This is a genomic window from Rhizobium gallicum bv. gallicum R602sp (assembly GCF_000816845.1).
GTDB lineage: Bacteria > Pseudomonadota > Alphaproteobacteria > Rhizobiales > Rhizobiaceae > Rhizobium > Rhizobium gallicum.
The window spans coordinates 2,188,333-2,211,933 of sequence record NZ_CP006880.1; the positions used below are offsets into that span (position 1 = coordinate 2,188,333).

Genomic DNA, 23,601 nt, shown 5'->3' on the forward strand with positions numbered 1-23,601 from the left:
GCCTCGTCATGATAGCATCTCTAGACGCCGCACCACAGACAGGCAGTGAATAAGTTCGCCCGCGAACTTCTGAGCCAGATCACGCCCCGCCTGATCTTTGCAGCTCTCCGCAATGTCGAGATAACAGTCAAGCAGAAGCTCGCTCAATCCGGGAAGGTTCGGCGCCTCGCCGTTTCGTGGCATGGCAACCGTCATTGGACCCGCGAAAGGCCAGAACCGGACAGCGCCAGCACGTGCCCGTGCCTGACGCGCGAGCACAATGACTTCAGCAATGTCGGCCGCCTCCACTGTCGAAAACTGCCCGTCCAGGGCACCGGTCAGCCGTTCCTCCAAAAACGCGATGCTTTTGACGACGGTCGCCTCCGAGCGCCTCAGAGCGTGGAACGCACGACGTCGTTCCTGGCGAAGCGTGGCGACATGTCCGAGCTCTTCCCGTGCCATGCGCTCGGCGGCTGATCGCATCTCCGGCGTCGGCGCGTGGGCAGCAACATAGGTCCAGAAAACGAAGGCGCGTTCCTCATTGCGTACCGCAATCGAGAACGCCCGATAGGCGCTCAGCATTTGCGGCGCGACAATACCCGCACCCTCATCGTCAAAGAGTCCGTGCTGATCCGGGAGAGGCGCCGTCTCGAAGGGAATACCCGTTTGAGCCGACCATTGCTCGATCATGCCGAGATGGCCCTGCTCCTCGGCGGCAAGCCTGTCAAAAACGGAAGCAAGCTCGGCTTTTCCATCCTTGAGCATGCGTTCGGACAATGCTTGGTAGCCGGCAACCGCTTCCTGCTCCATCGACCGCGCGGTCGTCAGCAGATCCAACATCGATTGGATGGGTCTTGGCTCGGCGCTCAATCTCTGCATGGGCATATCCTCCTGTTGCGTCTCAAAAGCGCCCTGCGGCGGCTGTCGTCGCAACTGCATTAGCAGGAGAGAAAATCCAAGAGTTTGACCTTGATCAAAGAATGATGCCGTCAGGCAACTAGGTTGCTGCCAACTGATCACCGAGATTCTGCAGGCAGCAACGGCACCATGTCTTTTCCGATTTTCAGATGGTCCCACCAGCGCATCGTCCGAGGGCTGATTTACCTGTGTCTGGCTCTTCTTTCTGCCGTGCCGGCTTTTTGCGGCGACCAGTTGTCGGCCTATTTGCCGAATGTGCAGCCGTCGGAGCTCTTTGCAGGAGCCGATCGTTTCGGCGCCCTCCAGGGAGAGCCGCCGATCGCGCCGGTATTCCGCGGCAACGATATGGTGGGCTACGCCTACCTCAATTCCGACTTCACGGCATCGACGGGTTATTCCGGCAAACCGATCCACATCATCGTCGGCATCGATCCGGCCGGTGTCGTCAAAGGCATCAAGCTCATCGATCATAAGGAGCCGATCGTCCTGATCGGCATACCACAGGCGAGGGTCGTCGCCGCCTTGAATTCGATTATTGGCAAGGATCTCGGGCGTGTGGCGGCAGGGCAAGAAAGGCCGCCTCAGGTCGATATCGTCAGCGGCGCCACCGTCACCGTCCTGGTGATGGGCGACAGTGTCGTGCGATCGGCCGTCAAACTCATCCGCAGTCGCCGGCTTGATGGCAGTGTGTCGCAAGGTGCCGCGCTCACAGTCGCCGATACACGGAAAGTCGATGAAGCAAAGACCGGGACCCATAACTGGCAGACTTTGATCGGCGATGGATCTGTGCGCAGTCTGCGGCTTACGGTGGGCGAAGTTTCGCAGGCCTTTCTGGCCGCGAAACGACCAGAAGCTGCCGCGCATCCTGAAGATCCAAAGCCGGAAAACCGTTTCATCGACCTTTTCATCGCGCCAGTCAGCGTTCCTGCGATCGGCCGCAGCCTGCTCGGCGACACAGTCTACCAGCGCTTGCGTGGCAAGCTAAAACCCGACCAGTCCGCGCTGATCGTTGCCGGCGACGGTGCCTATTCCTTCAAGGGTTCAGGTTATGTCCGTGGCGGCATCTTCGATCGGATTGAACTGCTCCAGGACGGCCAGGGCGTGCGGTTTCACGATCATGACCACACGAGAATAGCGTCGCTTGCCGCCGAGGGTGCGCCACGTTTGCGCGAGATCGCACTTTTCATCGTTCCAAGTGACTTCCCTTTCGACGTGACGGCACCGTTTGAGCTTCAACTGCTCGTCCAACGCAGCGCCAGCGGTCGCGACAAAGCAGCCTTGCCCTACAATCTGGGCTATACGCTGCCGGACAATTACGTCTCCGTCAAGCGGGCAGCAGCGCCCCCGCCATCAGTTGCCGCCGCAGCGCCCGCAGATCGGCCTGTGGCTTCGGTAGCGGAAGTTGATGATGCGGGCCAGGCTCTCTGGATCAGCATCTGGCAGATGAATCGAGGCTCGATTGCCATCACGATCGGTGCACTCTTGGTCCTGACCGCCATTTTCTTTTTCCAGGACTGGTTGGTGCGACGCCCGAAGCTCTTTGCATGGGTGCGCAATGGCTATCTGCTGTTCACGCTGGTCTGGCTTGGTTGGTATGCCAATGCCCAGCTGTCCGTCGTGAATGTGCTGACCTTTGCCAACTCGCTTGCAACTGGATTCAACTGGGAGTTCTTTCTTGCTGCGCCGCTGGTCTTTATTCTCTGGGCCTCGGTGGCCGCCGGGCTCCTGTTTTGGGGACGCGGCCCCTTCTGCGGTTGGCTATGCCCTTTCGGAGCGTTGCAGGAACTCACGAACACTGTCGCGAAGACGCTCAAAGTCCCTCAGCTAAAGCTGCCCTGGGGCCTGCATGAGCGCCTTTGGCCGGTCAAGTACATCATCTTCCTCGGACTTTTCGGATTGTCGTTCTATTCGATGGCGCTTGCCGAAACGGCCGCCGAGGTCGAGCCGTTCAAGACCGTGATCATCCTCAAATTTGCTCGGCAGTGGCCTTTCCTGCTTTTTGCAACCGTGCTGCTGGGGGCTGGGTTGTTCATCGAACGTTTCTACTGTCGGTACCTCTGCCCACTCGGCGCAGCACTCGCCATTCCGGGCCGTATCCGGATGTTCGAGTGGCTGAAGAGATGGTCGGAATGCGGCTCGCCGTGCCAGCGCTGCGCCAAGGAATGTCCGGTACAGGCAATCCATCCCGAAGGCACTATCAACGTCAATGAGTGCATTTACTGCATGCATTGCCAGGAACTGTACCAGGACGACCAGCGCTGTCCGCACATGATCCAGGTACGGCTCAAACGCGAGAAATTCATGGCTCTTTCCACCCCTGCTTCCCGCGGCGAGACACCGCAAAAGCGACCCAAGGTGGAGGTCACCTACAAGGGCGATCCTATCAAGAGTCCTGATGCCGTGCCGGATCAGCCGGCATAACCCGAACAACCAAGGAGAGACGAAGTGGCAATTGATGATAGACAACCGCGCCTGAACCGGCGCCAGCTTTTGGGAACGACGGCCTTTGCCGCGGCAGCGGGTGCTGCAAGTGTTGGCGGTGCGTTGACGCTGTCGGGCGCCATGGCGACACCGGCACGTGCCGCAGACGGCCTTGCCTATGAGGTCAAGCCCGGTGAACTCGATGAATACTACGTCTTCGTGTCGGGCGGCCACTCGGGGGAAATCCGCGTCGTCGGCATGCCCTCGATGCGCGAGCTCATGCGCATTCCGGTTTTCAACCGCTGCAGCGCCACCGGTTGGGGTCTCACAAATGAAAGCCGCAAGGTCCTGACGGAAGGTCTGCTGCCTGAAACCATCGAATTTCTCGGCGAGCGCGGTGGTATTTATCTCAACGGCGATCTGCACCACCCGCATCCGTCCTTTACCGACGGCACCTATGACGGGCGCTACCTTTTTGCCAACGACAAGGCAAATACCCGTGTCTGCCGCATACGTCTCGACGTGATGAAGTGCGACAAGATCATTCAATTGCCCAATCAGCATACCGTTCACGGTCTGCGTGTGCAGAAATATCCTAAAACCGGCTATGTGTTCTGCAATGGGGAGGACCGTGTTCCGATCCCGAATGACGGCAAGGTGCTTGACGACCACAAGCAGTATCATGCGATCTTCACGGCCGTTGACGGCGAGACAATGAAGGTCGCCTGGCAGATCTCGGTCGATGGCAATCTCGACAACGTCGATGCCGACTATCAGGGCAAATATGCCTTTGCGACCTGCTACAACTCGGAAGAAGGCGTCACCCTTCCGGAGATGATGGCCAGCGAGCAGGATTGGGTCGTGGTTTTCGATCTCAAGCGCATTGAAGAGGCGGTTGCGAAGGGTGAATTCAAGGAAATGGGCGGCGTACCTGTCCTCGATGGCCGCCACGGCTCGCCCTATACCCGTTATATCCCGGTCTCCAACAGCCCGCATGGCATGAACACCGCTCCGGACGGCATTCATCTTGTAGCCAACGGCAAGCTGTCGCCCACAGTCACAGTCTTCGACGTTCGCACGTTCGACGATCTGTTTGCCGACAAGATCAAACCGCGCGATACGGTCGTTGCCGAGCCGCAGCTCGGCCTTGGACCGCTTCACACGGCCTATGACGGCAAAGGCAACGCCTATACGACGCTCTTCATCGACAGCCAGGTCTGCAAGTGGAACATCGAGGATGCCAAGCGCGCCTACAAAGGTGAGAAAGTCGATCCGATCCGCCAGAAGCTCGACGTCCAGTATCAGCCGGGCCACAACCACACCTCCATGGGACAGACCAAGGAGGCCGATGGCAAATGGCTGATCTCGCTGAACAAGTTTTCTAAGGACCGGTATCTCAACGTCGGACCGTTGAAGCCGGAAAATGATCAGCTCATCGACATTTCCGGCGATCAGATGGTCCTGGTTCACGACAATCCGACGTTCGCCGAGCCGCATGATGCAACGATCGTCCACAATTCAAAGATCAATCCGGTCAGCACGTGGAACCGCGAAGACCCGTTCTTCGCTGACGCAGTCAAACAGGCAAAGGCCGACAAAATCGACCTTCTGTCGGACTCTCAGGTGATCCGCGACGGAAACAAGGTGCGCGTCTACATGACGTCGGCAGCACCGGCTTTTGGTCTGGACAGCTTCAACGTCAGGGAAGGCGACGAAGTCACGGTCTATGTGACCAATATCGACGACGTCGAAGATCTGACGCATGGATTTGCCATCGTCAACTACGGGATCAACATGGAAGTCGGACCCCAGGCGACCGCGTCGGTGACCTTCAAGGCCGACCGGCCAGGCGTGTGGTGGTACTATTGCTCCTGGTTCTGCCATGCCATGCACATGGAAATGAAGGGCCGCATGTTCGTCGAGCCGAAGCAGGCGTGATGCGGCATCTGCTCACCATCGGGATACTTGGAATGGCGGCGGCCTCGGCCGCCATTCCGGCTGCTGCGGCCGAACATACCATCGGCCGCGCGCAGGCCCGTACCCTTCAGTCAGTTCTGGATGCCTCCGCCGCAGGTGACGTCATCCGGCTGACACCCGGTCAGTATGAAGGGCCGTTGCGCCTCAATGTGCCGGTAAGACTTGAAGGCGAGCCGGGCGCTATCCTTCTGGGCCCCGGCAAGGGCAGCGTGGTGACGGTCACCGCGCCCGCAGCGGTGGTGCGCGGGCTGGAAATCCGCGGTTCCGGCCGCGACCTCGCTGGTATGGATTCAGGTGTATTCGTCGCTGCCTCGGCAAAGGGCGCGCTTATCGAAAACAACCGGATCATCGGCAATCTGACGGGCGTTTACCTCCATGGCGCAGCGCAGGCGATCGCACGCGGCAATCATATCGTCGGCATGAATGGCGACCGTATGAGTGAGGCGGGCAATGGCGTGACACTGTGGAATGCACCCGGCGCTCAGGTCATCGACAACAATATCAGCTTCGGACGAGACGGCATTGCGACAAACTCCAGCAAGCGAAACGTCTTCAAGGGCAATCGTTTCCGCAATCTGCGCTTTGCCATCCACTACATGTATACCAATGACAGCGAGATCAGCGACAACGTCTCGAGCGGTAACCTCGTCGGTTACGCAATCATGTTTTCCAGCCGGCTGAAGATCGTCAACAACATGTCGGATGGCGATCGAGATCATGGACTTCTGCTGAATTTTGCTAATGGCTCGACGGTCACCGGTAATACGGTGCGCGGTCGCCTGCAGGCCGCCGATCGCTGGGTGATGGGAGGCACTCGGGCCGACGACAATGACTTGCCGAAGATCGCCGAGCAGGCCGGCCGGGTCGATGAAACCGGACAACGGCTTGGACCGGAGAAATGCGTCTTCATTTATAACGCCAACAAGAACACCTTCACCGACAATGTCTTCGAAGGCTGCTCGATCGGCATTCATTTCACCGCCGGGTCCGAGGGCAATGCCATTACCGGCAACGCCTTCATAGCCAATCGAAACCAGGTAAAATATGTCGGCACGCGCTATCTCGATTGGTCGAAAAACGGGCAAGGCAATTATTGGAGCGATAACCCGGCTTTCGATCTCAATGGTGACGGCCTGGGCGACAGTCCCTATCGCCCCAACGATATCATCGACCAGGTGCTATGGACCTCTCCCCAGGCGAAGGTCCTCACAAGCAGCCCGGCGGTCCAGGTAATCCGATGGGCGCAATCCCAGTTTCCTGCGCTATTGCCCGGCGGTGTTGTCGATAGCCGGCCGTTGATGGCTCCGCCCGACAGGAAGGACAAAACACCATGACAACTTCGGTATGCTTGACGCAAACAAGCAAAAGCTATGGCAAGTTCGCCGCAGTCAGCGACATTTCGTTATCACTGGGCGAAGGCGAGACGATCGCGCTCGTCGGCCACAACGGTGCTGGAAAAACCACGATCATCAAGCTGATCCTGGGGCTGATTAGGCCGACGTCGGGCAAGGTGCGCGTTCTCGGCGAAGATCCGGTGACTGGCAATGCCGGTGTGCGCCGCCGTCTCGGCTACCTGCCGGAAAGCGTATCATTTCACCTTGCGCTCACGGGCCGCGAGATCTTGGCATTTTACGCCCGTCTCAAGCGGATCCGGCTTACAACAACGCACGACCTCTTCGACCGCGTTGGTCTTGCTGAAGGCGCCGCCGATCGGCCGGTCCGCACCTATTCGAAAGGCATGCGGCAAAGACTGGGCCTGGCGCAGGCCCTGCTCGGCGAGCCGCGTATCCTGCTGCTTGATGAACCGACAAGTGGGCTGGATCCGGCACTCAGACGAAATTTCTATGATCTCGTCTCCGAGCTGCGCTCAAAAGGCACAACGGTGCTTTTGTCATCGCACGCGCTCACCGAGCTGGAGGACCGGGCGGACCGTGTGATCATCGTCAACGGCGGCCTCAAGATTGCCGACGGAACCCTTGAGGACCTGCGGCAGATCGCCCGGCTGCCCACGCGCATTCGATTCAAGCCGAGCCACGATGCCGCACGTGGTCACCGGGCGACAGGCAATTTCTCATGGACGCGATCCGCGGACGGCTTCCTTGAGGCCGATATCGACCACGAACAGAAAATTGCTGCCCTTTCCTGCGTCACCGCCGATCCTCAAGCCGTGGCAAGCCTGACGATCATGGAGCCGACGCTCGATGATCTCTATGCACATTTTCTCAACGGACAGGGCACGAGACAATGACGAACATACTGATCATCGCCGGCAAAGAAATTCAGGAGGGAATGCGAAATCGCTGGGTCTTGGCCATGACCATCCTTCTTGCCGCCCTGGCCCTCACCCTGTCATTCCTTGGCAGCGCGCCGACCGGACATGTGGGGGTCAATCGGCTCGACATCGTCATCGTCAGCCTCTCAAGCCTGACGATCTTCCTCGTGCCGTTGATCGCGCTCTTGCTCTCCCATGATGCAATCGTCGGTGAGATGGAGCGCGGAACGATGCTGCTGCTGCTGAGCTACCCGCTCGGGCGGCGTCAGGTGATTTTCGGCAAATTTCTAGGACATCTCGCGATCCTTGCCTTTGCCACGCTTTGCGGCTATGGCGCCGCAGCGGCAGCCCTTGCCTTGACCGGAACGGCAATCGCTGCCAGCAGCTGGTGGGCCTTCGCGTCAATGGTCGGCTCATCGATATTGCTTGGCGCAGTCTTCATCGCCATCGGGTATTTGATGAGTACGTCGGTCGGCGAGCGCAGCACCGCGGGTGGTATCGCCATCGGCATATGGCTGTTCTTCGTCATGCTTTACGACATGGCGCTGCTTGGCATGCTCGTGGCGATGCAGGGTCACGGCATTCCAGGCGGGCTGCTCGACGTGTTGTTGGTGATCAACCCGACGGATGCCTACCGTCTTCTCAATCTTAGTTCCGGCGGGGCTGGATCGCTCTCAGGAATGAGTGGCGTTGCCGCAAACGCGACGCTGACACCCGCGCTGCTGCTTTTAGCGCTTGGTCTCTGGACGCTGGTGCCACTGACGCTCGCCACATTGCGTTTCTCCAGGAGAGAATTATGAAAAGGACAAATTTGGCTGCGATGATAACCGCGGTGCTGCTGCTTGTAGGCTGTGAGAAAACCGAAACTGCGGCACCTCCAGCCATGCTGCTGACGTCACAAGCCGTCGACCACTACTGCGGCATGACTGTTCTGGAGCATCCAGGGCCTAAGGGACAGATCATTCTTCAAAGCCGTGACGAGCCCGTGTGGTTCACATCCTCGCGGGACGCGGTCGCATTCACCAAGCTTCCGGAAGAACCGAAGGACATTGCGGCCATCTACGTCTCCGACATGAGCCGCGCATCAAGCTGGGAGCATCCTGGCAACGACAACTGGATCGACGCCCGAGGCGCCCACTATGTGATCGATAGCAGCTTGCGCGGTGGCATGGGCGCAGCCGAAACCGTCCCGTTTTCGAGCCGTGAGGCTGCGGCGGCGTTCGCGGTGAAGAACGGCGGCAAGATCGTCGGCTTCGAAGAGATCCCCGAGAGCTATGTTCTGGGAGCCGACACAAGTGCCGGAGCCGGACACGGCGACACGAACAATGAGGAAGGGAGCGCGATCAGTGGCTAGTCTTTTTACCCGCCGGCGCGCCATCGCGATCTTTGCCGCTGCTGCCGGCCTGCCGCTCCTTCGATCGGCCGATCCTGCCGGCGCAGCAGTCGATGCCGTCGTTTGGAGGGGACAGGCATTGGGGGCACAGGCCACGCTGATCCTCCACGACGACAATCGCAGCCACGCCGCAACGTTGATTGCGCAGGTGGTGGCAGAAGTCGAGCGGCTCGAGACGATCTTCAGTCTCTACCGCAGGGATTCTGCGCTCTGCGAGCTCAACCGCGTTGGCGGACTGGCAGCGCCGCCGGCCGAAATGATCGCACTTCTCGATGCGTGCCAAACCTATTGGCAGACGACCAAAGGTTTGTTCGATCCGACAATCCAACCTCTTTGGGAACTTTATGCTCATCATTTCTCGGTCCCGGGCGCCGATGCGGATGGGCCTCCGGCCGCGCACTTGAAGGCGTCGCTGGGGCGCATCGGCTTCGATGCCGTCAGGTTCAACCGCGATCGGATTGCTTTTGCCCGCCCCGGCATGGCGATATCGTTGAACGGCGTTGCCCAGGGTTTCATAACCGATCGGGTCGTCGATATTCTACGCAATGCCGGCGTCACCAGCAGTCTCGTCAACATGGGCGAGGATCGGGCAGTCGGCGCTCAGGCGGACGGCAGTCCGTGGCGCATCGGGCTTGCATCACAGGAAGACAGCATCAGACCAGCTGCTGTGCTAGAGATTACCAATCAAGCCGTGGCGACTTCGAGCGCAGCCGGTTTTCATTTCGACGTGTCCGGCCGCTTCGGACATATTCTCGATCCGCGCTCTGGAGCCGCCCCGCAGCTCTATCAGCGCGTGAGCGTCGTCGCCAAAGAAGCGGCCACCGCGGATGCACTGTCGACCGCCATGAGCTTGGCGGCGCCGCAACAGATCCCGGACATGCTTGCCCCTTACAGCGAGGCGAGCGTCGAATTGGTGACGATGTCGGGCAAACACCTTCGTTTCTGACCAACAGTCAGCGCGGCGCCTGCAGCCCCACTTTTTTCATGCCACTTGCGTCTTGGGCTTTGATCCATCTCAAAGTCGAGGATCGGCTTTCCCTGTAACCTACTTCCCATGACACCAACAATGGGTGGGAGGACAGCCATGCGCGTCAACTCTATTATGACATCGACGGTTATTACGATCCAATCGACGGCGACGGTCGCTGAGGCAGCAAATCTCATGTTGAGCAATCGTATCAGCGGCCTGCCGGTCGTTGATTTGCAGGGCGCACTCGTTGGTCTCATCAGCGAAAGCGATCTTCTACGGCGCAGCGAGCTTGATACCGAGCGCCAGCGCTCGTGGTGGCTGGCACTGCTGGCCAGCCCCGGAAAGGTTGCCGAGGAATACGTCCGGGCACATGCTAGGAAAGTCAAGGAAGTCATGTCCACACCGGTTAAGACGGCATCCCCCTACATGACGCTTGGCGAGGCAGCCGACCTGATGGAAAAGTCGAAGGTAAAACGTTTGCCAGTGGTGGCGAATGGGCAGCTTGTCGGCATCGTTACGCGCTCGGATTTTCTAAAGCCGCTGCGTGAACCGCCAGTAGAACCGGGTCAACCGCTATCCGACGCAGCCATCGCTGCGGCGATTGCGAAAGAGCTGGCTGCTCAATCATGGGCCAAAAATGGCCTTATCCGTGCCAACGTCAAGAATGGTGTCGTGACGCTCAGCGGATCGGTGCTGGACGAGCGCGAGCGCGGCGCTGCGATCGTGGCAGCCGAGAACTTCCCGGGTGTCAAGATGGTGCGCGATCAGCTTGCCTGGATTGATCCGAGCTACGGAATTGTCGTCCAGGCACCATAGGCTGCCGCCTTTAGGCGCCCTGCCCACGGCTGTACAGTTTGACGGGAGTTAATCTCATGGCACTGTCGCTTCGGAATATGACGCAGGCAGAATGCGTATCATTGATTGAACAGTCACGGTACGGTCACCTCGCCTGTTGCAGCAATGATCAGCCCTACATCGTGCCAGTCTACTTCTCCTACGACAAAGGGATCCTTTACAGCTTCTCGATGCCGGGGCAAAAAGTTGATTGGATGCGGGCGAACAATAAGGTTTGCCTGCAGATTGATCATGTCAGCAACGTCGGCTGGCAAAGTGTCATCGTCATGGGAAAGTATGAGGAGTTCCCGGATACCGACCTGCTGCACAGCGAGCGTCTGCATGCCTGGTCTCTGCTGCAGAGGCATTCGGATTGGTGGGAAATGGGATCGCTCAAGCCGGAACCACAGGCGGCGCGATCCCATTCTCCTCATGTCTTCTATGGTATCTTGATAAGGGAAATGGCGGGACGAGCGGCGCTTTCGAGCGATGGAACCGCAAAAACCGTTTGACGAAAGGAGATTCCATGCGGGCTGCTGCTTGCTGTCCTCGGCTTGGGTTTCGTGACAATCGGCATTGCCGCCATCTTCGCGCCGCTGCTGCCGAGGATACCGTTCCTGATCCTTGCAGCTGCGGTCTTTTCCCGTTCCTCCCCGCGCTTTGAACGCTGGCTGCTTGCCCATCCCCGCCTCGGAAAGCCGCTGCAGGCCTGGTGCCGCGAAGGGGCGATCCGGCGCCGACATAAGCTTGTCGCCGGTGTCTCGATGGCTTGCAGCTTTGCAATCCTGCTTGTGTTTTTCAGACCGCTGGAATTCTGATGGCGGCTGCCGCGATTTATGTCGCGTCGAGGCGCGAGCCGCAGCGCTGAAAAACATGCCTACGCGACTTAAACTTAGATGATTGCTTAGAATGCTTCCGCGTGAACGTCTTCCAAAGCTCGGCTGAGATCGTCGATTGGAGAGTGGCCCGCCATCTTCTTTCCTTCTAGCTCCTTTGGCATTTTCCAGCCTGGATCAATTCCCTCCATGTTGGGAAGCTCGTGTGCGATGCCCTTGTGGCAGTCGATGCAGGTTGCCCCGCCAGACAAGAGATAGCGGGTGTGGATATCGGCGGCGCGTTGCGTCTGCTTCTGCAGATCCATCGCCGTCGACGAATGGCAGTTCCGGCACTCGAGGCTGTCATTGGCCTTCAGGCGTGCCCATTCATGTTGCGCCAGTTCAAGCCGTTTTGCCAGAAACTTTGGCCGTGTGTTGATCGTCCCGAAGATCTTGCCCCAGACCTCCTTGGAGGCTTGCATCTTGCGGGCAATCTTGTCTGTCCATTGATGCGGCACGTGGCAATCGGGACAGGATGCGCGAACTCCGGAACGGTTGGAGAAATGAATGGTGCGGGTAAGCTCCTGATAAACATTGTCGCGCATCTCGTGACAGGAGGCGCAGAATGGTTCAGTGTTAGTAAGTTCCAGCGCCGTGTTGAATGCGCCCCAGAAGATGACCCCGCCAACGAAGCCTCCAAGCGTAAGGAAGCCTAGACTGAGGGTTGCGGCAGGCGTGCTCAGTATCCGCCAGGCCCAAAGAACGACTTTTTTGATCCAGGCGATCATCGCATTACTCACTTCCGGCCGGTTTGAAGCCCATTTCGCTCATGTCCTTGAAGCGATTGGGCACGAGGGGCCCGGTATCGGCCTGTGGCACGTGGCAGGCAGTACAGAAGTATCGCCTCGGTGAAACGTCCGCGAGCATTTGGCTGTCGCGGGTCATGTAATGCGTTACGCTGATCATCGGCGCGCCGGAATCTTGCGTGAACTCGCGCTTGTGGCACGTCAGGCACCGGTTGGCGTTCACCGACAGTTCGTAGCCTTCGATCGAATGCGGGATGACTGGCGGCTGATCCGGGTAAGCGCGCATCTTGCGCTGGTCATCGACGACCCATTTCGGCAACGGTTCGGCCGCGCCGTTTTCCATCGAGGGCGTCGGCCCCTCGAGTTGAGGCACCATCTGCCGAACCACCTGAGCGATCGCTGTCGTCGTGACAAACAGGACAAGGCCTGTCACGACCAGCATCCATTTTGGTCGTCCTCTCATAAGGCGACGGGAAGAATTTTGACCGCGCATTTCTTGAAATCCGTCTGTTTGGAGATGGGGTCGGTTGCGTCGAGCGTAACTTTGTTGATGAGCTGGCTGGCATCAAACCAAGGGACGAAGATGACGCCCGAGGGCATGCGGTTACGTCCTCGGGTTTCGATGCGCGAGCGGATTTCGCCGCGCCTGGACACGATCCTGACTTCGGCGCCCTGATTGATGCCGCGCTTGCGGGCATCGTCCGCGTTCATGAAGCAGCGAGCGCCGGGGAATGCCTTATACAGTTCCGGCACCCGCATGGTCATCGAGCCGGAATGCCAATGCTCGAGCACCCTCCCCGTCACCAGCCAGAAATCATATTCATCGTCGGGAGACTCGGCCGGCGGCTCGTACGGAACAGTGAGGATCACGGCCTTGCCGTCCGGGCGCCCGTAGAAGCGCACGCCCTCGCCCGGCTTCACATATGGATCGTAACCCTCGCGGTAGCGCCACTTGGTTTCCTGTCCATTGACCACGGGCCAACGCAATCCGCGTTCCTGGTGATATCGGTCGTAAGGTGCCAGATCATGGCCGTGTCCACGTCCGAATGAGGCATATTCTTCGAACAATCCTTTCTGGATGTAGAAGCCGAATTCCCCGGCTTCGTTATTTTCGTAGTTCGGGTCGATCTCGCTTGTTGGGAAATGGTCGACCTGGCCGTTTTTGAACAGGACCTCGAAAAGGGTCTTGCCGCGATAGTCGGGGTGCTTGTCGAGAATCTCTTTCGGCCAGACCTCGTCGGTCGTGAACCGCTTCGAAAACTCCGTTAGTTGCCAGAGATCGGACCGCGCCTCTCCTGGAGCCTGGACGAGTTGGTGCCAGACATGTGTCCTTCGCTCGGCGTTGCCGTACGCTCCTTCCTTTTCCACCCACATTGCAGCGGGAAGGATGAGATCGGCCGACATCGCCGTGATCGTCGGATAGGCGTCGGAAACGACGATGAAGTTATCGGGGTTGCGGTAACCCTGGTAGGTCTCATTCTTGGTATTGGGGGCTGCCTGGACATTGTTGTTGACCTGCACCCAGTAAAAATTCAGCTTGCCGTCCTTGAGCATGCGGTCCTGCTGAACGGCATGATAGCCCGGCTTGTCGGGAAGCAGGCCTTCGGGGAGCTTCCACAGCTCTTCGGCGTGATGCCGATGTTCGGGATTGGTGACAACCATGTCGGCTGGAAGGCGGTGCGCGAAGGTGCCGACCTCTCGCGCCGTCCCGCAGGCCGACGGCTGGCCGGTCAACGAGAAAGGGCTGTTTCCCGGCTCTGAGATTTTCCCGGTCAGCAGATGCAGGTTGTAGACCATCTGATTGGCCCAGACCCCGCGGACGTGCTGGTTAAAGCCCATGGTCCAGAGTGACATAACCTTCCGATTCGGATCCGCATAAAGTTCCGCGAGCTGCTCAAGGAAACCGGGATCGACGCCTGTCAGCTCAGCGGTCTTTTTGAGCGTGTAATCGGAGACGAACGTCTTAAACGCCGCGAAATCAATCGGCTCCATCTTGGTTGGATCACCCGCATTGACCGCTTTAAGTTCCAGCGGATCCTCAGGGCGTAGGCCGTAGCCGATGTTCTCCACGCCCTTCATGAAGGTCGTATGGTCGCGGACGAATTCCTCGTTGACCTTGCCGCTCGTGATGATGTGGTTGGCGATGTAGTTGAGGATGGCGAGATCAGTGCCGGGCGTGAAGATGATCGGAATGTCGGCAAGGTCCATGCTCCGATGCGTGAATGTTGACAGAACGGCAACGCGGACATGTGGCTGCCCGAGGCGGCGATCGGCGACGCGCGTCCAGAGAATCGGATGCATCTCCGCCATGTTCGAGCCCCAGAGCACGAAGGCATCGGCGTTCTCGAAATCGTCATAGCATCCCATCGGCTCGTCCATGCCGAAGGTGCGCATGAAAGCGTAGGCTGCAGATGCCATACAGTGTCGGGCATTCGGATCGAGGTTGTTGGAACGGAAGCCGGCCCGCATCAGCTTCGTGGCCGCGTAGCCCTCGAAGATCGTCCACTGGCCCGAGCCGAACATGCCGACCGCCGTCGGTCCTTTCTCCTTCAGCACCCTTTTGCACTGCTCGGCCATCAGGTCGAACGCATCGTCCCAGCTGACAGGCTCGAATTCTCCATCCTTGCTGTAGGCGCCATTTTTCTTGCGCATGAGCGGCGTTTTGAGACGATCCTCACCGTACATGATCTTCGACAAGAAATAGCCCTTGATGCAGTTCAGGCCACGGTTGACCTCCGCCTGCATGTCGCCGTGCGTGGCAACCACCTGCCCTTCCTTGACGCCGACCATGACACCACAGCCCGTTCCGCAGAAACGGCAGGGTGCCTTCGACCACTTTATCTCCAGCGCGCTGACGCCCCCCGGCACCGGTTGTGCGGCAGCAGGAAGCGCTATGCCGGCAGCGGCCGCCGCAATGCCGGCGGCCTGGGCCTTGAGAATGTCACGCCGCGTCAGTTCTCCCGTCATCGCTTCGCACCTCCTCCATCTCGACGTGCTCGAAAACCATGTTTGCCGCGATCACCCCGTCCAGAAGCGAGATTCGCGACAGGCATTCGCCAAGCATGCCCGTACTTGTTCCCTCGATGACGACGACGATCTTGCCGCCGGCATGAGCATGGATTTCGACGTTTTCCATCCTTGCGAGCGCGGCAAGCACGCCTTCGGTGCGGGCCGGCATCGTGGCGATCACAGCGCTTGAAATATGATAGGGCAACATCGGCTCAGACATCGGCAGCCTCCACGGCGCGTGCCCGAAGAGTGATCGCGCCGACGGGACAGACCTGCAGGCACGCGCCGCAGCCGCTGCACATCCCTCCGTTCAGCTCCGGAAGAAACGGGCTGCCGATGCGCGGGCGGAAACGGATGGCCTGGTCGGGACAGCTTTCGCCGCAGGACTGGCAGGCGATATCCTTCCTCGCCAGACAGCCTTCCGTAACGACAGCCACGTGGTTGAGGCGCTTCGGAGCCTCCTCTTGGAAAACCGGCTCCGGACAAGCGGCCTTGCATTCTCCGCAGAAGGTGCATTCACCGAATGCGAAATCGATGGAAGGCAAATCGTCGACCAGTCGGATGATGCTGGTGGGACATCGCTCCGCGCACAGCCCGCACCCGGTGCAGCTTTTAAGACCGTCGGCGGATGCGCCGGGCGGACGGATACGAGCTTGCCCGACAGCCGGGCGGCCCACGAGGAACTGACGACGGGGGAAAGATTCCGCTCGCATGACAAACCTCAATGCGCCGGCGGGCCGGGCGGCCCGAAGACGATTTGGAACATCCAGACGAGGAAGCCGTAGCCGCCAACCACACCGACAGCGACCAGCGGCCAGATGCCGAAAGCCAGGACGAGGAACGTCAGAAACTCGTTACGCCGCCGGGAACGAGCGCCCGTCGCAAGGGGTCGATTGGGAAAGGAGTCTGACACAACGATACCTCCTCAAGCGTCGGTAGAGAAGACTTGGCCGAAGCGTGCCGCATGGATGCTCGTGTCGGATCGATGGATGGGCTACCGATCACGCCCGCCCGTCTGTCTGCGCGTTTTCCGTCGTTCGACACTCCCACCTTAGCTAGCGGGCCGCAGTAGCGAAACAAGGGGCGAATGAAAGGCTGACACAAAGGAGACGACCCGAAATAGGTCGATGCCCATATGGCGTTTGGGACTCGAAGCATCCGTTGGCTGACTGATCGGCAGGAGCTTCTCGGAAGTCTATATCTGCATCGCCCGCAGGAGGCTCCACCAGAACATCAATCGAGCGATCAACTGCAGGGCATTTGCTGGGTCTCGGTTGGCACCTCGATGCCGCGGCAGACCTGAATTCGAGCTTTAAATGACGCATTAAAGGCAGGTAGCGTGAGAGGAAACCGCCGCCCATCCGCCGGCTTGACGAGCTTAAGTCGCCTTTTGCTGCCTGCTTGGTGTCCTTCGCCAGTCATTCATAGTTCGGTCTTGGTCGAAGCAATGTCGGGCCAAGCCGCGATAAAGCAGAGAAGTTTCAAAACCATTCGAACGCGACACGATCATGACAACACAAAAGACGAATATGAGAATGGAACTCGCACTTCTTCTCGCGCTCGCGACGCTTTGGGGTGCGTCCTACACGTTCATCAAAATCGGCGTGGAAACGATCCCCCCGGTGACACTGATCGCTGCCCGCACCTTGATGGCCGGCGCGATCCTTCTTGGCGTCATCAGGTTACGCGGATTGGCCTTGCCAAGGGACCCCGCGACATGGCGGCGTTTGCTATTTCAAGCCTGACTCAACAGCGTGATTCCATTCACATTGATTGCCTGGGCGGAACGGACCGTGGATGCCGGGCTTGCTGCGATTCTGAATTCGACGACGCCGATCTTCGCGTTCCTTTTGACGGTCCTTATCACGCGCCATGAACCAGTGACTGGCCGCAAGCTGTTCGGCGTTGTCACCGGCATTACCGGCACCAGCCTCATCATCGGCCTCGAGGCATTTCACGGGCTCGGCGATGAACTGCCGGCGCAGCTTGCCATTGTGGCGGCCACTGTCTGCTACGCTGGAGCCGCAATATTCGGTCGGGGTTTTAAGGGGCTTGACCCAATCATGCCCGCAGCGGGATCACTCATCTGCGGTGCGGTCATCCTCATTCCCGTCAGCCTTGTCATTGATCAGCCGTGGACACTGATGCCCTCTTCGGTATCGATCCTCGCATTGCTCGGTCTCGCGGTGTTTTCGACCGCCCTCGCGTTCGTCATCTATTTCCGGCTGGTTCACACACTCGGCTCGGTCGGTACGACTGCCCAGGCCTACCTCCGGGTTCCGATCGGCGTGGGGATCGGAGTCCTGTTTCTCGGTGAAACCATGACCTCAACCGCGTGGGCGGGGCTCGCTTGCGTCATTGCCGGCGTGGCCGCGATGACCAATCCCGCTCGCAAGCGCATTCATCGCGCGGTGAGGTTTCACGGTTGAGGATTGCACATCGCCAACCGTCGGCTTCGCGATGCTCAAGCCGTTGTTGCGGCCCCGCAATAGGCAAGTTGGCGAGAGTCGTTGCCTCATCCGCTTTGAGGCGTGCGAGGTTAACGCCGTTGCATCACTCCTGAACGACCGTCCAACTGGCCTGACCCTTACCGTCTGCGATCCGCTGACAAGTGCCGCCCTTCTGCCGTACCTGCCGCCGACGGTTCTGCTCAACAACATGCCGACGCAGCGATTTCCCGCTGCGGTCACGGCCGACAACCGGCGCGCCGGAGATCCCGTTTTGTCAGCGGTTATGAGGAGCTCGATTTGCGCGAGGCAATGGCCATGTTTTCGCCGACAGCGATCATCGCCTCCAATGATCTTCTTGCCTTCGGCGCTATCGGCGCGCTCAGGCGCGAGGGCTTCTCGGTGCCCCGGGATGTTTCCGTCGCCGGCTTCGACGGTATCGCAATCGGCCGGCTGATGGACCCGCCCCTGACGACGATCGAGATGCCCGATGCCAGCATGGGAGCGACGGCGGCCTCCCTGCTCCTCGATATCTCGAAGGGAATTCTTGGCTTCGTTACTGCTTCTTCGATGCGTTGCGTCCGCAAGCGCTCAACCTGCTCCTTCGCCTCGGCGATTTGCGATACGGCGTCGCCTGTTCCGACGTGATGGATGCAGATTGGCCCGGCAGGTCGCGCAGGAGTTCTGTGTAGTCCGTTCGATTGATTAGCCCTCGCTCTACCAGAGACTGCTTGCGCTGGAGCTCGTCTTTTACGACGTCCGCCTGCTTTTGAATGGCAGCCTTTTGTTCCCTAAAGCCGAAACTCGTCAAGCTTTTCGAGGCGTTGCTCAAGGATAAATAACATTGCTTTGACGCTGCTTTGACGGCAGGGCGCTACGACCGGCTTGCCAAGTTACGCAGAGGGATCGAAGCCGGTTATGCTTCAGTTTAATTATCACCAAAGCATCGATCTTCCTTTCGGAATTCCGATTTCCCTTCCCGGTTGCTTGCCAGGCGCCGCAGGTATGGCAGACTGGTCTCCAGATGCCAGGTCTACGGCCTGCCAAACGAGCGCATCGGAGGCAACGGGGGCGGGGCCGGTGGATCGCATGAACAAGGAGCAAAATCCGTTTCGGATGTTCCTGCTCGGGCCTTTTGCCCTTGTGGACGCCGAAGGGCGATCGGTCACTCCGAAATCCAAAAAGGCCCAGGCTCTTTTGGCGATGCTTGCATTGTCCGCCCGGGGCTCGCGCTCCAGAATCTGGCTTAGGGACAAATTGTGGAGCGACCGCTCGGACGACCAGGCGGCAGCTAGTCTGCGCCAGGCCCTTTTGGATATTAATAAGACTCTGGGGCCTGCACGTGATCTCTTGATTGCGGACAAGAATACCGTTTGGCTGGATATGGACCGACTCGTGCTTGATACCGACCTGGTGGTTCGGACAAAGCGGTCCGCGGATCAAATCACCGACGAATTGCTCGAAGGTATAGACATCCGCGATCCAGAATTCGAGGACTGGTTAACGCTGGAACGGCAGAACTGGTATAGCCGGCTCAACGTAGGACAAGTCCACGATGTCTTCGAGCCGCGACAGCAGCCGAGCCGCGATATCGCCAAACATTCCGCCCTGCTGCCTTTGACAGGCGCTCCGGATATGCCAAGACGAGGCAAATCCGTGGAAATCGCCGGCGGCAACCCATATCGGCGGACGGCCGACGGTGACTGGCAATGGATCATGGTCCTTCAGCCCCCTATCGTGGTGGGTGCTGGAGAGGGCGGACAAATCGCGACGACACGGTTCCAGAATCTCATTGCAAAAGCCATCATCGATGGGCTGGCCATTGGTGTCAGCGACCTCTCCTTCACCTTGCCAGATATTGAAGAGAGCGAACAGCAGATCAGCCTTCCGATATGCCTACAGCTTCGCCTCACGTTTGACGGCGACATGGTGATGATCGAACTGGTGATGAAGCACCTGATCAACAACCGTATTTATTGGCTGGGCAGTCAGGCAATCAACCGCATGCAATTCGAGCGGGGCGAGTTCGGCACCGCCGCTGCGCTAATCAGCCAGGCCGTCGATCAGCTGGCCTATTTCCAGGAGACCCAGGCAAACGACAGTCGATTGTCGCAAGACGGCCTCCTGATCGACGCCGTCAACGCGATCTTTCGGCTGTCGCGCGGCGATCTAGATAACGCGGAGCGGCGCCTGGAAGAACAGATCCAGTATCAGCCGCGGTCATCGACTTTTGCCTGGCTGTCATTCATCCGGACTTTCCAGGTTGGCCAACGTTTCAACGCGCTTGACGCGCATCTGATCGAGGAAGCTCAGGCCTATGCGCGCAAAGCGCTGGAACTCGACCCGCAGAATTCCGTATCACTCGCGCTCGTCGGCCACGTCCACTCGTTCCTGTTCTGCGAATATGACTATGCGGCCAACCTGTTCGAAAAATCGATCCGCCTGAACCCGGCCCTGCCGCTCAGCTGGGATCTCTATGCGATGCTTCATTGCTATGCAGGCCAGCCCGACAAGGCCGTGGCCATGGCGCGTTGGGTACAAGAGCTCGGCGTCTACAGCCCCCATAAATATTACTTCGACACGACCAAATGCATTGCAGCAGCGCTTGCAGGCGATCATGCCGCAGCGATAGCTGCAGGCGAAGAAGCCCTACGGGCACGGCCGAACTTCAACAGCTTGCTGCGCTATCTTGCCTCCAGCCATGCTCATTTCGACGATCTAGGCGGCGCGCGCCATTACCTGCAGCGTCTTGAGGCGGTCGAGGGCAGCTTCTCCATCAATGCCTTTCAAGGCAGCGGCTATCCGCTGCTCAATACAGGCGGCGGCCAGATCTTGATCGACGGCCTGCTCAAGGCGGGCGCCAAGCTGCGCTGAACCCGGACTATTTTTCAGAACTTCGCGCAAGGAGGCTGCAATGGAAGAAGCGGACAATACTGTAGAATCGCAATCAAAAATTGTTTTATTCCTAAACACTTATAGATTCAGGATTGAGCCGGATACGGTGCTTCCATGCGAACCCAGGGATGATGCCGGCGCTGATCCTCTCGCCGGTGCATCGTTGGTTGCGCCTGATGCAGCCGCCGAACCTGCGCTCTTCCTCGGCGAGGATGAAGATGCACCGCCCCTGGATGAGCCAATGATGGCGACGATGGCCGCAGCCTCGGTCCTCAACAAGAGCGTGGCGAATAAGTCGGTGCTCAACAAGGCGTCGCTCAACAAAAACAAGAACAAAAACAAGAATAAAAACAAGAACAAGACGACGATGGACGGTGCGGGCCTTGGCGTGTCGCAGCTTATCCCTTCCTTCGAGCTGCGCAGGCTGCACCAGCAGCCGTCACGCAACGCCTATTTCGCGGCGCGGCGCTTCACCTGGGAAACGCTGGATATACTGCCGCCGCCAGGTCCCGATTATACCCGTCTCGAAACGACGGTGCTGCTCTCCATGCAACGCCGCGACCGGGAACGTGCGCGGCGCCTGCCCGACGTCCAGATCGAGTCGACGATCTCCGTGACGGAATTTACCCGCGCATTGCATATCGAGGATCTCGGCGGTTTCGAGCAGACGGAAGGACTTTTCCAGGCGATCCTGACGACCTGCGAGTATGTAGGACTGATCTACAAAAGTCAGTTCAACCGGCTGCGGCCAAACCAGTTCGAGCCCATGCTGCGGCCGTTGCTGGCCGTGCCCGTCCACGAATCCTATCCCAGCAACCACTCGTTCCAGTGCTTTTCGATCGCCTTCGCATTCTCGACGATCCTGCCGGAACATCCGGCCACCGACGAGCTAGCCCGCATCGCCCAGAACGTCGCCGAAAACCGTGAATGGGCTGGCCTCCACTATCCCAGCGACACGCAGGCGGGTCGAGATCTCGCCCGACGCTTCGCTCCCTACCTCCACGACGCATTCGGTCCTCTATTCCAGGCCGTACACGACGAATGGGTCTGAATTCGCCAGCTGCACAACAGGGATCATGAACATGACGGATCAATCACAAATGCCCGAGCCCGCGCCGATCAACTACTATTATCTCTGGCACCTGACTGCGCTTGGTGTGGTCGACGCGGAATACGGATCGGCTCCGCCTGCTCCACCCGCGCTCGATGGGAGCGCCGCACGCGCGCTCCCCGATCCCCTCATCACCGGCACGGTCTGGGATGCCATCGCTTCCGCCGGCCCGTTGCGACCCGCGCGCGTCGCGCTGATCGATGTCGGCGTATCTCCGGACCATCCCAATCTGGCAACCCGGCTTGACCGGGAAGCGTCGATCGATTTGACGACCCATCGTTACGGCGCGCGCGCGCTCGAAATACTCGATACGACTACGTCGTTTGACCGCGAGGAAAGGCATGCCTTCTTTGCCGGGCTCGACATCGCTCCGCTCGGCAATATCGGCCTTTCGAATGACGACCGGGACTATCTCAGTGACCTGGTTGCCGAATACGCCACGTCGGAGGGTGTTCTTCGGCGGCTCTACAATCCGGAATCGCTTTTTGCATCGCATGGTACGTGCTGCGCAGGTCTGATTGTCGGCGAACCCGCCGTTGTGGCGGAAGAAGGCACAGCAAGCGCTCCGCCGGAGGGAGCCTTCTACGGCAATGGTGACGAGTTGCGTACGAGCGGTAATCGCAATGTCATCCCCTATTTCGGCGTTGACCCTTTTTCAAGGATCATCTCTATCAGGACGTCCTTCGAAGACGATGTCAGGCAGTTCATCGCTGCCTTTCTTTATGCCTATCATCAAAAGGCGGACGTGATCGTCTTGCCGCGTGGTCTGCCGGACCCAAAACGCAGCGTCGTTGATCCGAAGAATGAGCTGAAGGCCGACTTGGAACTATGGAAAAACCAGGATGCCGCCAATCTCTTCACGCGCATCGCCTTCGCCGACCAGGGTGGGCCTGAACTGGAGCCGAAGGCTGCGCAGAAAGGCTCCAATCCGGATCGCCCGTGGCATATCCTCAAACAGCTCATCGTCGCCATCAGCCGGCACGTTCCGATCGTCTGCGCCGCGGGAAACAGTGGCGAGAGCCAGTTGATCTATCCGGCAAGTCTTGCCGACGACGACAACGGCATCATCGCCGTCGGGGCCGTTACCGTCGAAGGTTTCCGTTCGGGCTACAGCAATTACGGCGAAGGATTGACGGTTGTCTCCCCCTCCGACGACGGTGAGGTCTTGAACCGGCATCAGTTGCGTCTCGACCGGCTTTCTCCTTTTGCCGCACAACACGACTACGGTGCTTTTCGAATGCAGGAATACTGCTATTCGCACTTCTCGCTGCTGACGACGGACCTGCCGGGGATTTTCGGCTATGATCGCGGCTCCGATCCATGGTCGGCGGTCGTGCCGTTCGGAACCAATCCCGGCATTGGCGGAGGATATTACACCACCTTCGGGGGCACCTCGGGCGCGTCGGCGCAGGTGGGGGGACTATGCGCTCTGATTCAGCGGGCCTACAAGAGCCGCCACAATCCCGGTGACCGCCTCTCGGGTCCTCATGTCAAGTCCATTCTGAAAGCCGCGTCCCGCCTGGACGCCATTGTCGCACCCGGAACGAGGAAACTGACGGCGGATTGCATGAATGCAGAAAGCGAGGACGCTCTCGACGCAGCCTATTTCTTCGGGTCAGGCCTGCCGAATGCGCGGGCGGCGGTACAGGCGGCTCTGGCGATCTGACCGCTGCGCATGCGTTTTCCAATTTAAGCCTCCTCGATCGAGGAGTCTCCTCGATCGAGGAGGCATTTTCTTTGTTTAGGTGGTTTTT

General features: G+C 59.1%; 20 protein-coding genes and 2 pseudogenes. 15 read left to right on the forward strand and 7 right to left on the reverse strand.

The genetic code is table 11. From position 1 onward, the window contains the following. Positions 1-6 precede the first annotated feature (6 nt). The gene (locus RGR602_RS33465) at positions 7-858 is read right to left on the reverse strand and encodes a ferritin-like domain-containing protein (protein ID WP_223844099.1); all 852 of its coding nucleotides are present in this window, start codon (positions 856-858) and stop codon (positions 7-9) included. A 168-nt stretch (positions 859-1,026) separates the two neighbouring features. Here RGR602_RS33465 and RGR602_RS33470 point away from each other — a divergent pair, with 168 nt between their 5' ends. From RGR602_RS33470 to RGR602_RS33515, 10 genes are all read left to right on the forward strand, one after another. Further along, positions 1,027-3,318 (forward strand): NosR/NirI family protein, encoded by a 2,292-nt coding sequence (locus RGR602_RS33470; RefSeq protein ID WP_040116201.1) that lies wholly within the window; start codon positions 1,027-1,029, stop codon positions 3,316-3,318. A 24-nt stretch (positions 3,319-3,342) separates the two neighbouring features. Continuing rightward, positions 3,343-5,256 (forward strand): TAT-dependent nitrous-oxide reductase, encoded by a 1,914-nt coding sequence (gene nosZ / locus RGR602_RS33475; protein ID WP_040116202.1) that lies wholly within the window; start codon positions 3,343-3,345, stop codon positions 5,254-5,256. Beyond that, the gene (locus RGR602_RS33480; RefSeq protein ID WP_082046753.1) at positions 5,256-6,629 is read left to right on the forward strand and encodes a nitrous oxide reductase family maturation protein NosD; all 1,374 of its coding nucleotides are present in this window, start codon (positions 5,256-5,258) and stop codon (positions 6,627-6,629) included. The genes nosZ and RGR602_RS33480 overlap by 1 nt, the downstream gene beginning before the upstream one ends. Next, positions 6,626-7,543, forward strand: a complete 918-nt coding sequence (locus tag RGR602_RS33485; RefSeq protein WP_040116203.1) for an ABC transporter ATP-binding protein — start codon at positions 6,626-6,628, stop codon at positions 7,541-7,543. The genes RGR602_RS33480 and RGR602_RS33485 overlap by 4 nt, the downstream gene beginning before the upstream one ends. Beyond that, positions 7,540-8,367 (forward strand): ABC transporter permease subunit, encoded by an 828-nt coding sequence (locus RGR602_RS33490; protein WP_040116204.1) that lies wholly within the window; start codon positions 7,540-7,542, stop codon positions 8,365-8,367. Before RGR602_RS33485 ends, RGR602_RS33490 begins: the two co-directional genes overlap by 4 nt. Continuing rightward, positions 8,364-8,921: a nitrous oxide reductase accessory protein NosL gene (locus RGR602_RS33495; RefSeq protein ID WP_040116205.1), complete on the forward strand. Its 558-nt coding sequence runs from the start codon at positions 8,364-8,366 to the stop codon at positions 8,919-8,921. The genes RGR602_RS33490 and RGR602_RS33495 overlap by 4 nt, the downstream gene beginning before the upstream one ends. Beyond that, positions 8,914-9,906, forward strand: a complete 993-nt coding sequence (locus RGR602_RS33500; RefSeq protein ID WP_040116206.1) for an FAD:protein FMN transferase — start codon at positions 8,914-8,916, stop codon at positions 9,904-9,906. Before RGR602_RS33495 ends, RGR602_RS33500 begins: the two co-directional genes overlap by 8 nt. 138 nt (positions 9,907-10,044) lie before the next feature. After that, on the forward strand, positions 10,045-10,746 hold the full coding sequence (locus tag RGR602_RS33505) for a CBS domain-containing protein (protein WP_040116207.1): 702 nt from the start codon (positions 10,045-10,047) through the stop codon (positions 10,744-10,746). 56 nt (positions 10,747-10,802) lie between these two features. Continuing rightward, entirely contained in the window at positions 10,803-11,276 is a 474-nt protein-coding gene (locus tag RGR602_RS33510) for a pyridoxamine 5'-phosphate oxidase family protein (protein ID WP_040116208.1), read from the forward strand. 24 nt (positions 11,277-11,300) lie between these two features. Continuing rightward, positions 11,301-11,582 carry a YbaN family protein gene (locus RGR602_RS33515; protein ID WP_223844165.1) on the forward strand — a complete coding sequence of 94 codons (282 nt, stop codon included), beginning with the start codon at positions 11,301-11,303 and terminating at the stop codon, positions 11,580-11,582. An 86-nt stretch (positions 11,583-11,668) separates the two neighbouring features. Here the strand turns inward: RGR602_RS33515 and RGR602_RS33520 are convergent, their stop codons facing one another. Genes RGR602_RS33520 through napE form a run of 6 tightly spaced genes read right to left on the reverse strand, consistent with a single transcriptional unit; the run spans position 11,669 to position 16,307 of the window. Continuing rightward, the gene (locus tag RGR602_RS33520) at positions 11,669-12,364 is read right to left on the reverse strand and encodes a NapC/NirT family cytochrome c (protein WP_040116711.1); all 696 of its coding nucleotides are present in this window, start codon (positions 12,362-12,364) and stop codon (positions 11,669-11,671) included. 7 nt (positions 12,365-12,371) lie between these two features. Beyond that, positions 12,372-12,878: a nitrate reductase cytochrome c-type subunit gene (locus RGR602_RS33525; RefSeq protein ID WP_040116209.1), complete on the reverse strand. Its 507-nt coding sequence runs from the start codon at positions 12,876-12,878 to the stop codon at positions 12,372-12,374. After that, positions 12,845-15,352, reverse strand: coding sequence for a periplasmic nitrate reductase subunit alpha (gene napA / locus RGR602_RS33530; RefSeq protein ID WP_040116210.1), 2,508 nt, complete (start codon positions 15,350-15,352; stop codon positions 12,845-12,847). Before napA ends, RGR602_RS33525 begins: the two co-directional genes overlap by 34 nt. Then, positions 15,327-15,614, reverse strand: coding sequence for a chaperone NapD (locus RGR602_RS33535; protein ID WP_040116211.1), 288 nt, complete (start codon positions 15,612-15,614; stop codon positions 15,327-15,329). The genes napA and RGR602_RS33535 overlap by 26 nt, the downstream gene beginning before the upstream one ends. Then, positions 15,607-16,107 (reverse strand): ferredoxin-type protein NapF, encoded by a 501-nt coding sequence (locus RGR602_RS39990; protein WP_040116212.1) that lies wholly within the window; start codon positions 16,105-16,107, stop codon positions 15,607-15,609. The genes RGR602_RS33535 and RGR602_RS39990 overlap by 8 nt, the downstream gene beginning before the upstream one ends. Positions 16,108-16,115: 8 nt before the next feature. Then, a complete protein-coding gene (napE, locus tag RGR602_RS33545) occupies positions 16,116-16,307 on the reverse strand; it encodes a periplasmic nitrate reductase, NapE protein (protein WP_040116213.1) in 192 nt (63 codons plus the stop codon). A 595-nt stretch (positions 16,308-16,902) separates the two neighbouring features. Here napE and RGR602_RS33550 point away from each other — a divergent pair. The 5 genes and pseudogenes from RGR602_RS33550 (at position 16,903) to RGR602_RS33570 (ending at position 23,513) form a co-directional block, all read left to right on the forward strand. Further along, positions 16,903-17,823: pseudogene (locus RGR602_RS33550) on the forward strand (DMT family transporter). A gap of 106 nt (positions 17,824-17,929) precedes the next feature. Then, a pseudogene (locus RGR602_RS36760) lies at positions 17,930-18,381 on the forward strand (substrate-binding domain-containing protein); the annotation flags it as partial. 378 nt (positions 18,382-18,759) lie between these two features. Then, a complete protein-coding gene (locus tag RGR602_RS33560) occupies positions 18,760-20,715 on the forward strand; it encodes an SARP family transcriptional regulator (RefSeq protein WP_040116214.1) in 1,956 nt (651 codons plus the stop codon). 40 nt (positions 20,716-20,755) lie between these two features. Beyond that, positions 20,756-21,787 carry a phosphatase PAP2 family protein gene (locus RGR602_RS33565; RefSeq protein ID WP_040116215.1) on the forward strand — a complete coding sequence of 344 codons (1,032 nt, stop codon included), beginning with the start codon at positions 20,756-20,758 and terminating at the stop codon, positions 21,785-21,787. Between the two features lie 31 nt (positions 21,788-21,818). Beyond that, positions 21,819-23,513, forward strand: coding sequence for a S8 family serine peptidase (locus tag RGR602_RS33570; protein ID WP_040116712.1), 1,695 nt, complete (start codon positions 21,819-21,821; stop codon positions 23,511-23,513). Positions 23,514-23,601 lie beyond the last annotated feature (88 nt).

Excerpts from the sequence above, each read along its gene's own strand:
- RGR602_RS33490 (WP_040116204.1), top strand. The coding sequence starts at position 7,540 with ATGACGAACATACTGATCATCGCCGGCAAAGAAATTCAGGAGGGAATG.
- RGR602_RS33570 (WP_040116712.1), top strand. The coding sequence starts at position 21,819 with ATGACGGATCAATCACAAATGCCCGAGCCCGCGCCGATCAACTACTAT.
- RGR602_RS33510 (WP_040116208.1), top strand. The coding sequence starts at position 10,803 with ATGGCACTGTCGCTTCGGAATATGACGCAGGCAGAATGCGTATCATTG.
- RGR602_RS33560 (WP_040116214.1), top strand. The coding sequence starts at position 18,760 with ATGCTTCAGTTTAATTATCACCAAAGCATCGATCTTCCTTTCGGAATT.
- RGR602_RS33495 (WP_040116205.1), top strand. The coding sequence starts at position 8,364 with ATGAAAAGGACAAATTTGGCTGCGATGATAACCGCGGTGCTGCTGCTT.
- RGR602_RS33565 (WP_040116215.1), top strand. The coding sequence starts at position 20,756 with ATGGAAGAAGCGGACAATACTGTAGAATCGCAATCAAAAATTGTTTTA.
- RGR602_RS33525 (WP_040116209.1), bottom strand. The coding sequence starts at position 12,878 with ATGCGCGGTCAAAATTCTTCCCGTCGCCTTATGAGAGGACGACCAAAA.
- RGR602_RS39990 (WP_040116212.1), bottom strand. The coding sequence starts at position 16,107 with ATGCGAGCGGAATCTTTCCCCCGTCGTCAGTTCCTCGTGGGCCGCCCG.
- napA (WP_040116210.1), bottom strand. The coding sequence starts at position 15,352 with ATGACGGGAGAACTGACGCGGCGTGACATTCTCAAGGCCCAGGCCGCC.
- RGR602_RS33480 (WP_082046753.1), top strand. The coding sequence starts at position 5,256 with ATGCGGCATCTGCTCACCATCGGGATACTTGGAATGGCGGCGGCCTCG.
- RGR602_RS33465 (WP_223844099.1), bottom strand. The coding sequence starts at position 858 with ATGCAGAGATTGAGCGCCGAGCCAAGACCCATCCAATCGATGTTGGAT.
- RGR602_RS33485 (WP_040116203.1), top strand. The coding sequence starts at position 6,626 with ATGACAACTTCGGTATGCTTGACGCAAACAAGCAAAAGCTATGGCAAG.
- RGR602_RS33535 (WP_040116211.1), bottom strand. The coding sequence starts at position 15,614 with ATGTCTGAGCCGATGTTGCCCTATCATATTTCAAGCGCTGTGATCGCC.
- RGR602_RS33505 (WP_040116207.1), top strand. The coding sequence starts at position 10,045 with ATGCGCGTCAACTCTATTATGACATCGACGGTTATTACGATCCAATCG.
- RGR602_RS33470 (WP_040116201.1), top strand. The coding sequence starts at position 1,027 with ATGTCTTTTCCGATTTTCAGATGGTCCCACCAGCGCATCGTCCGAGGG.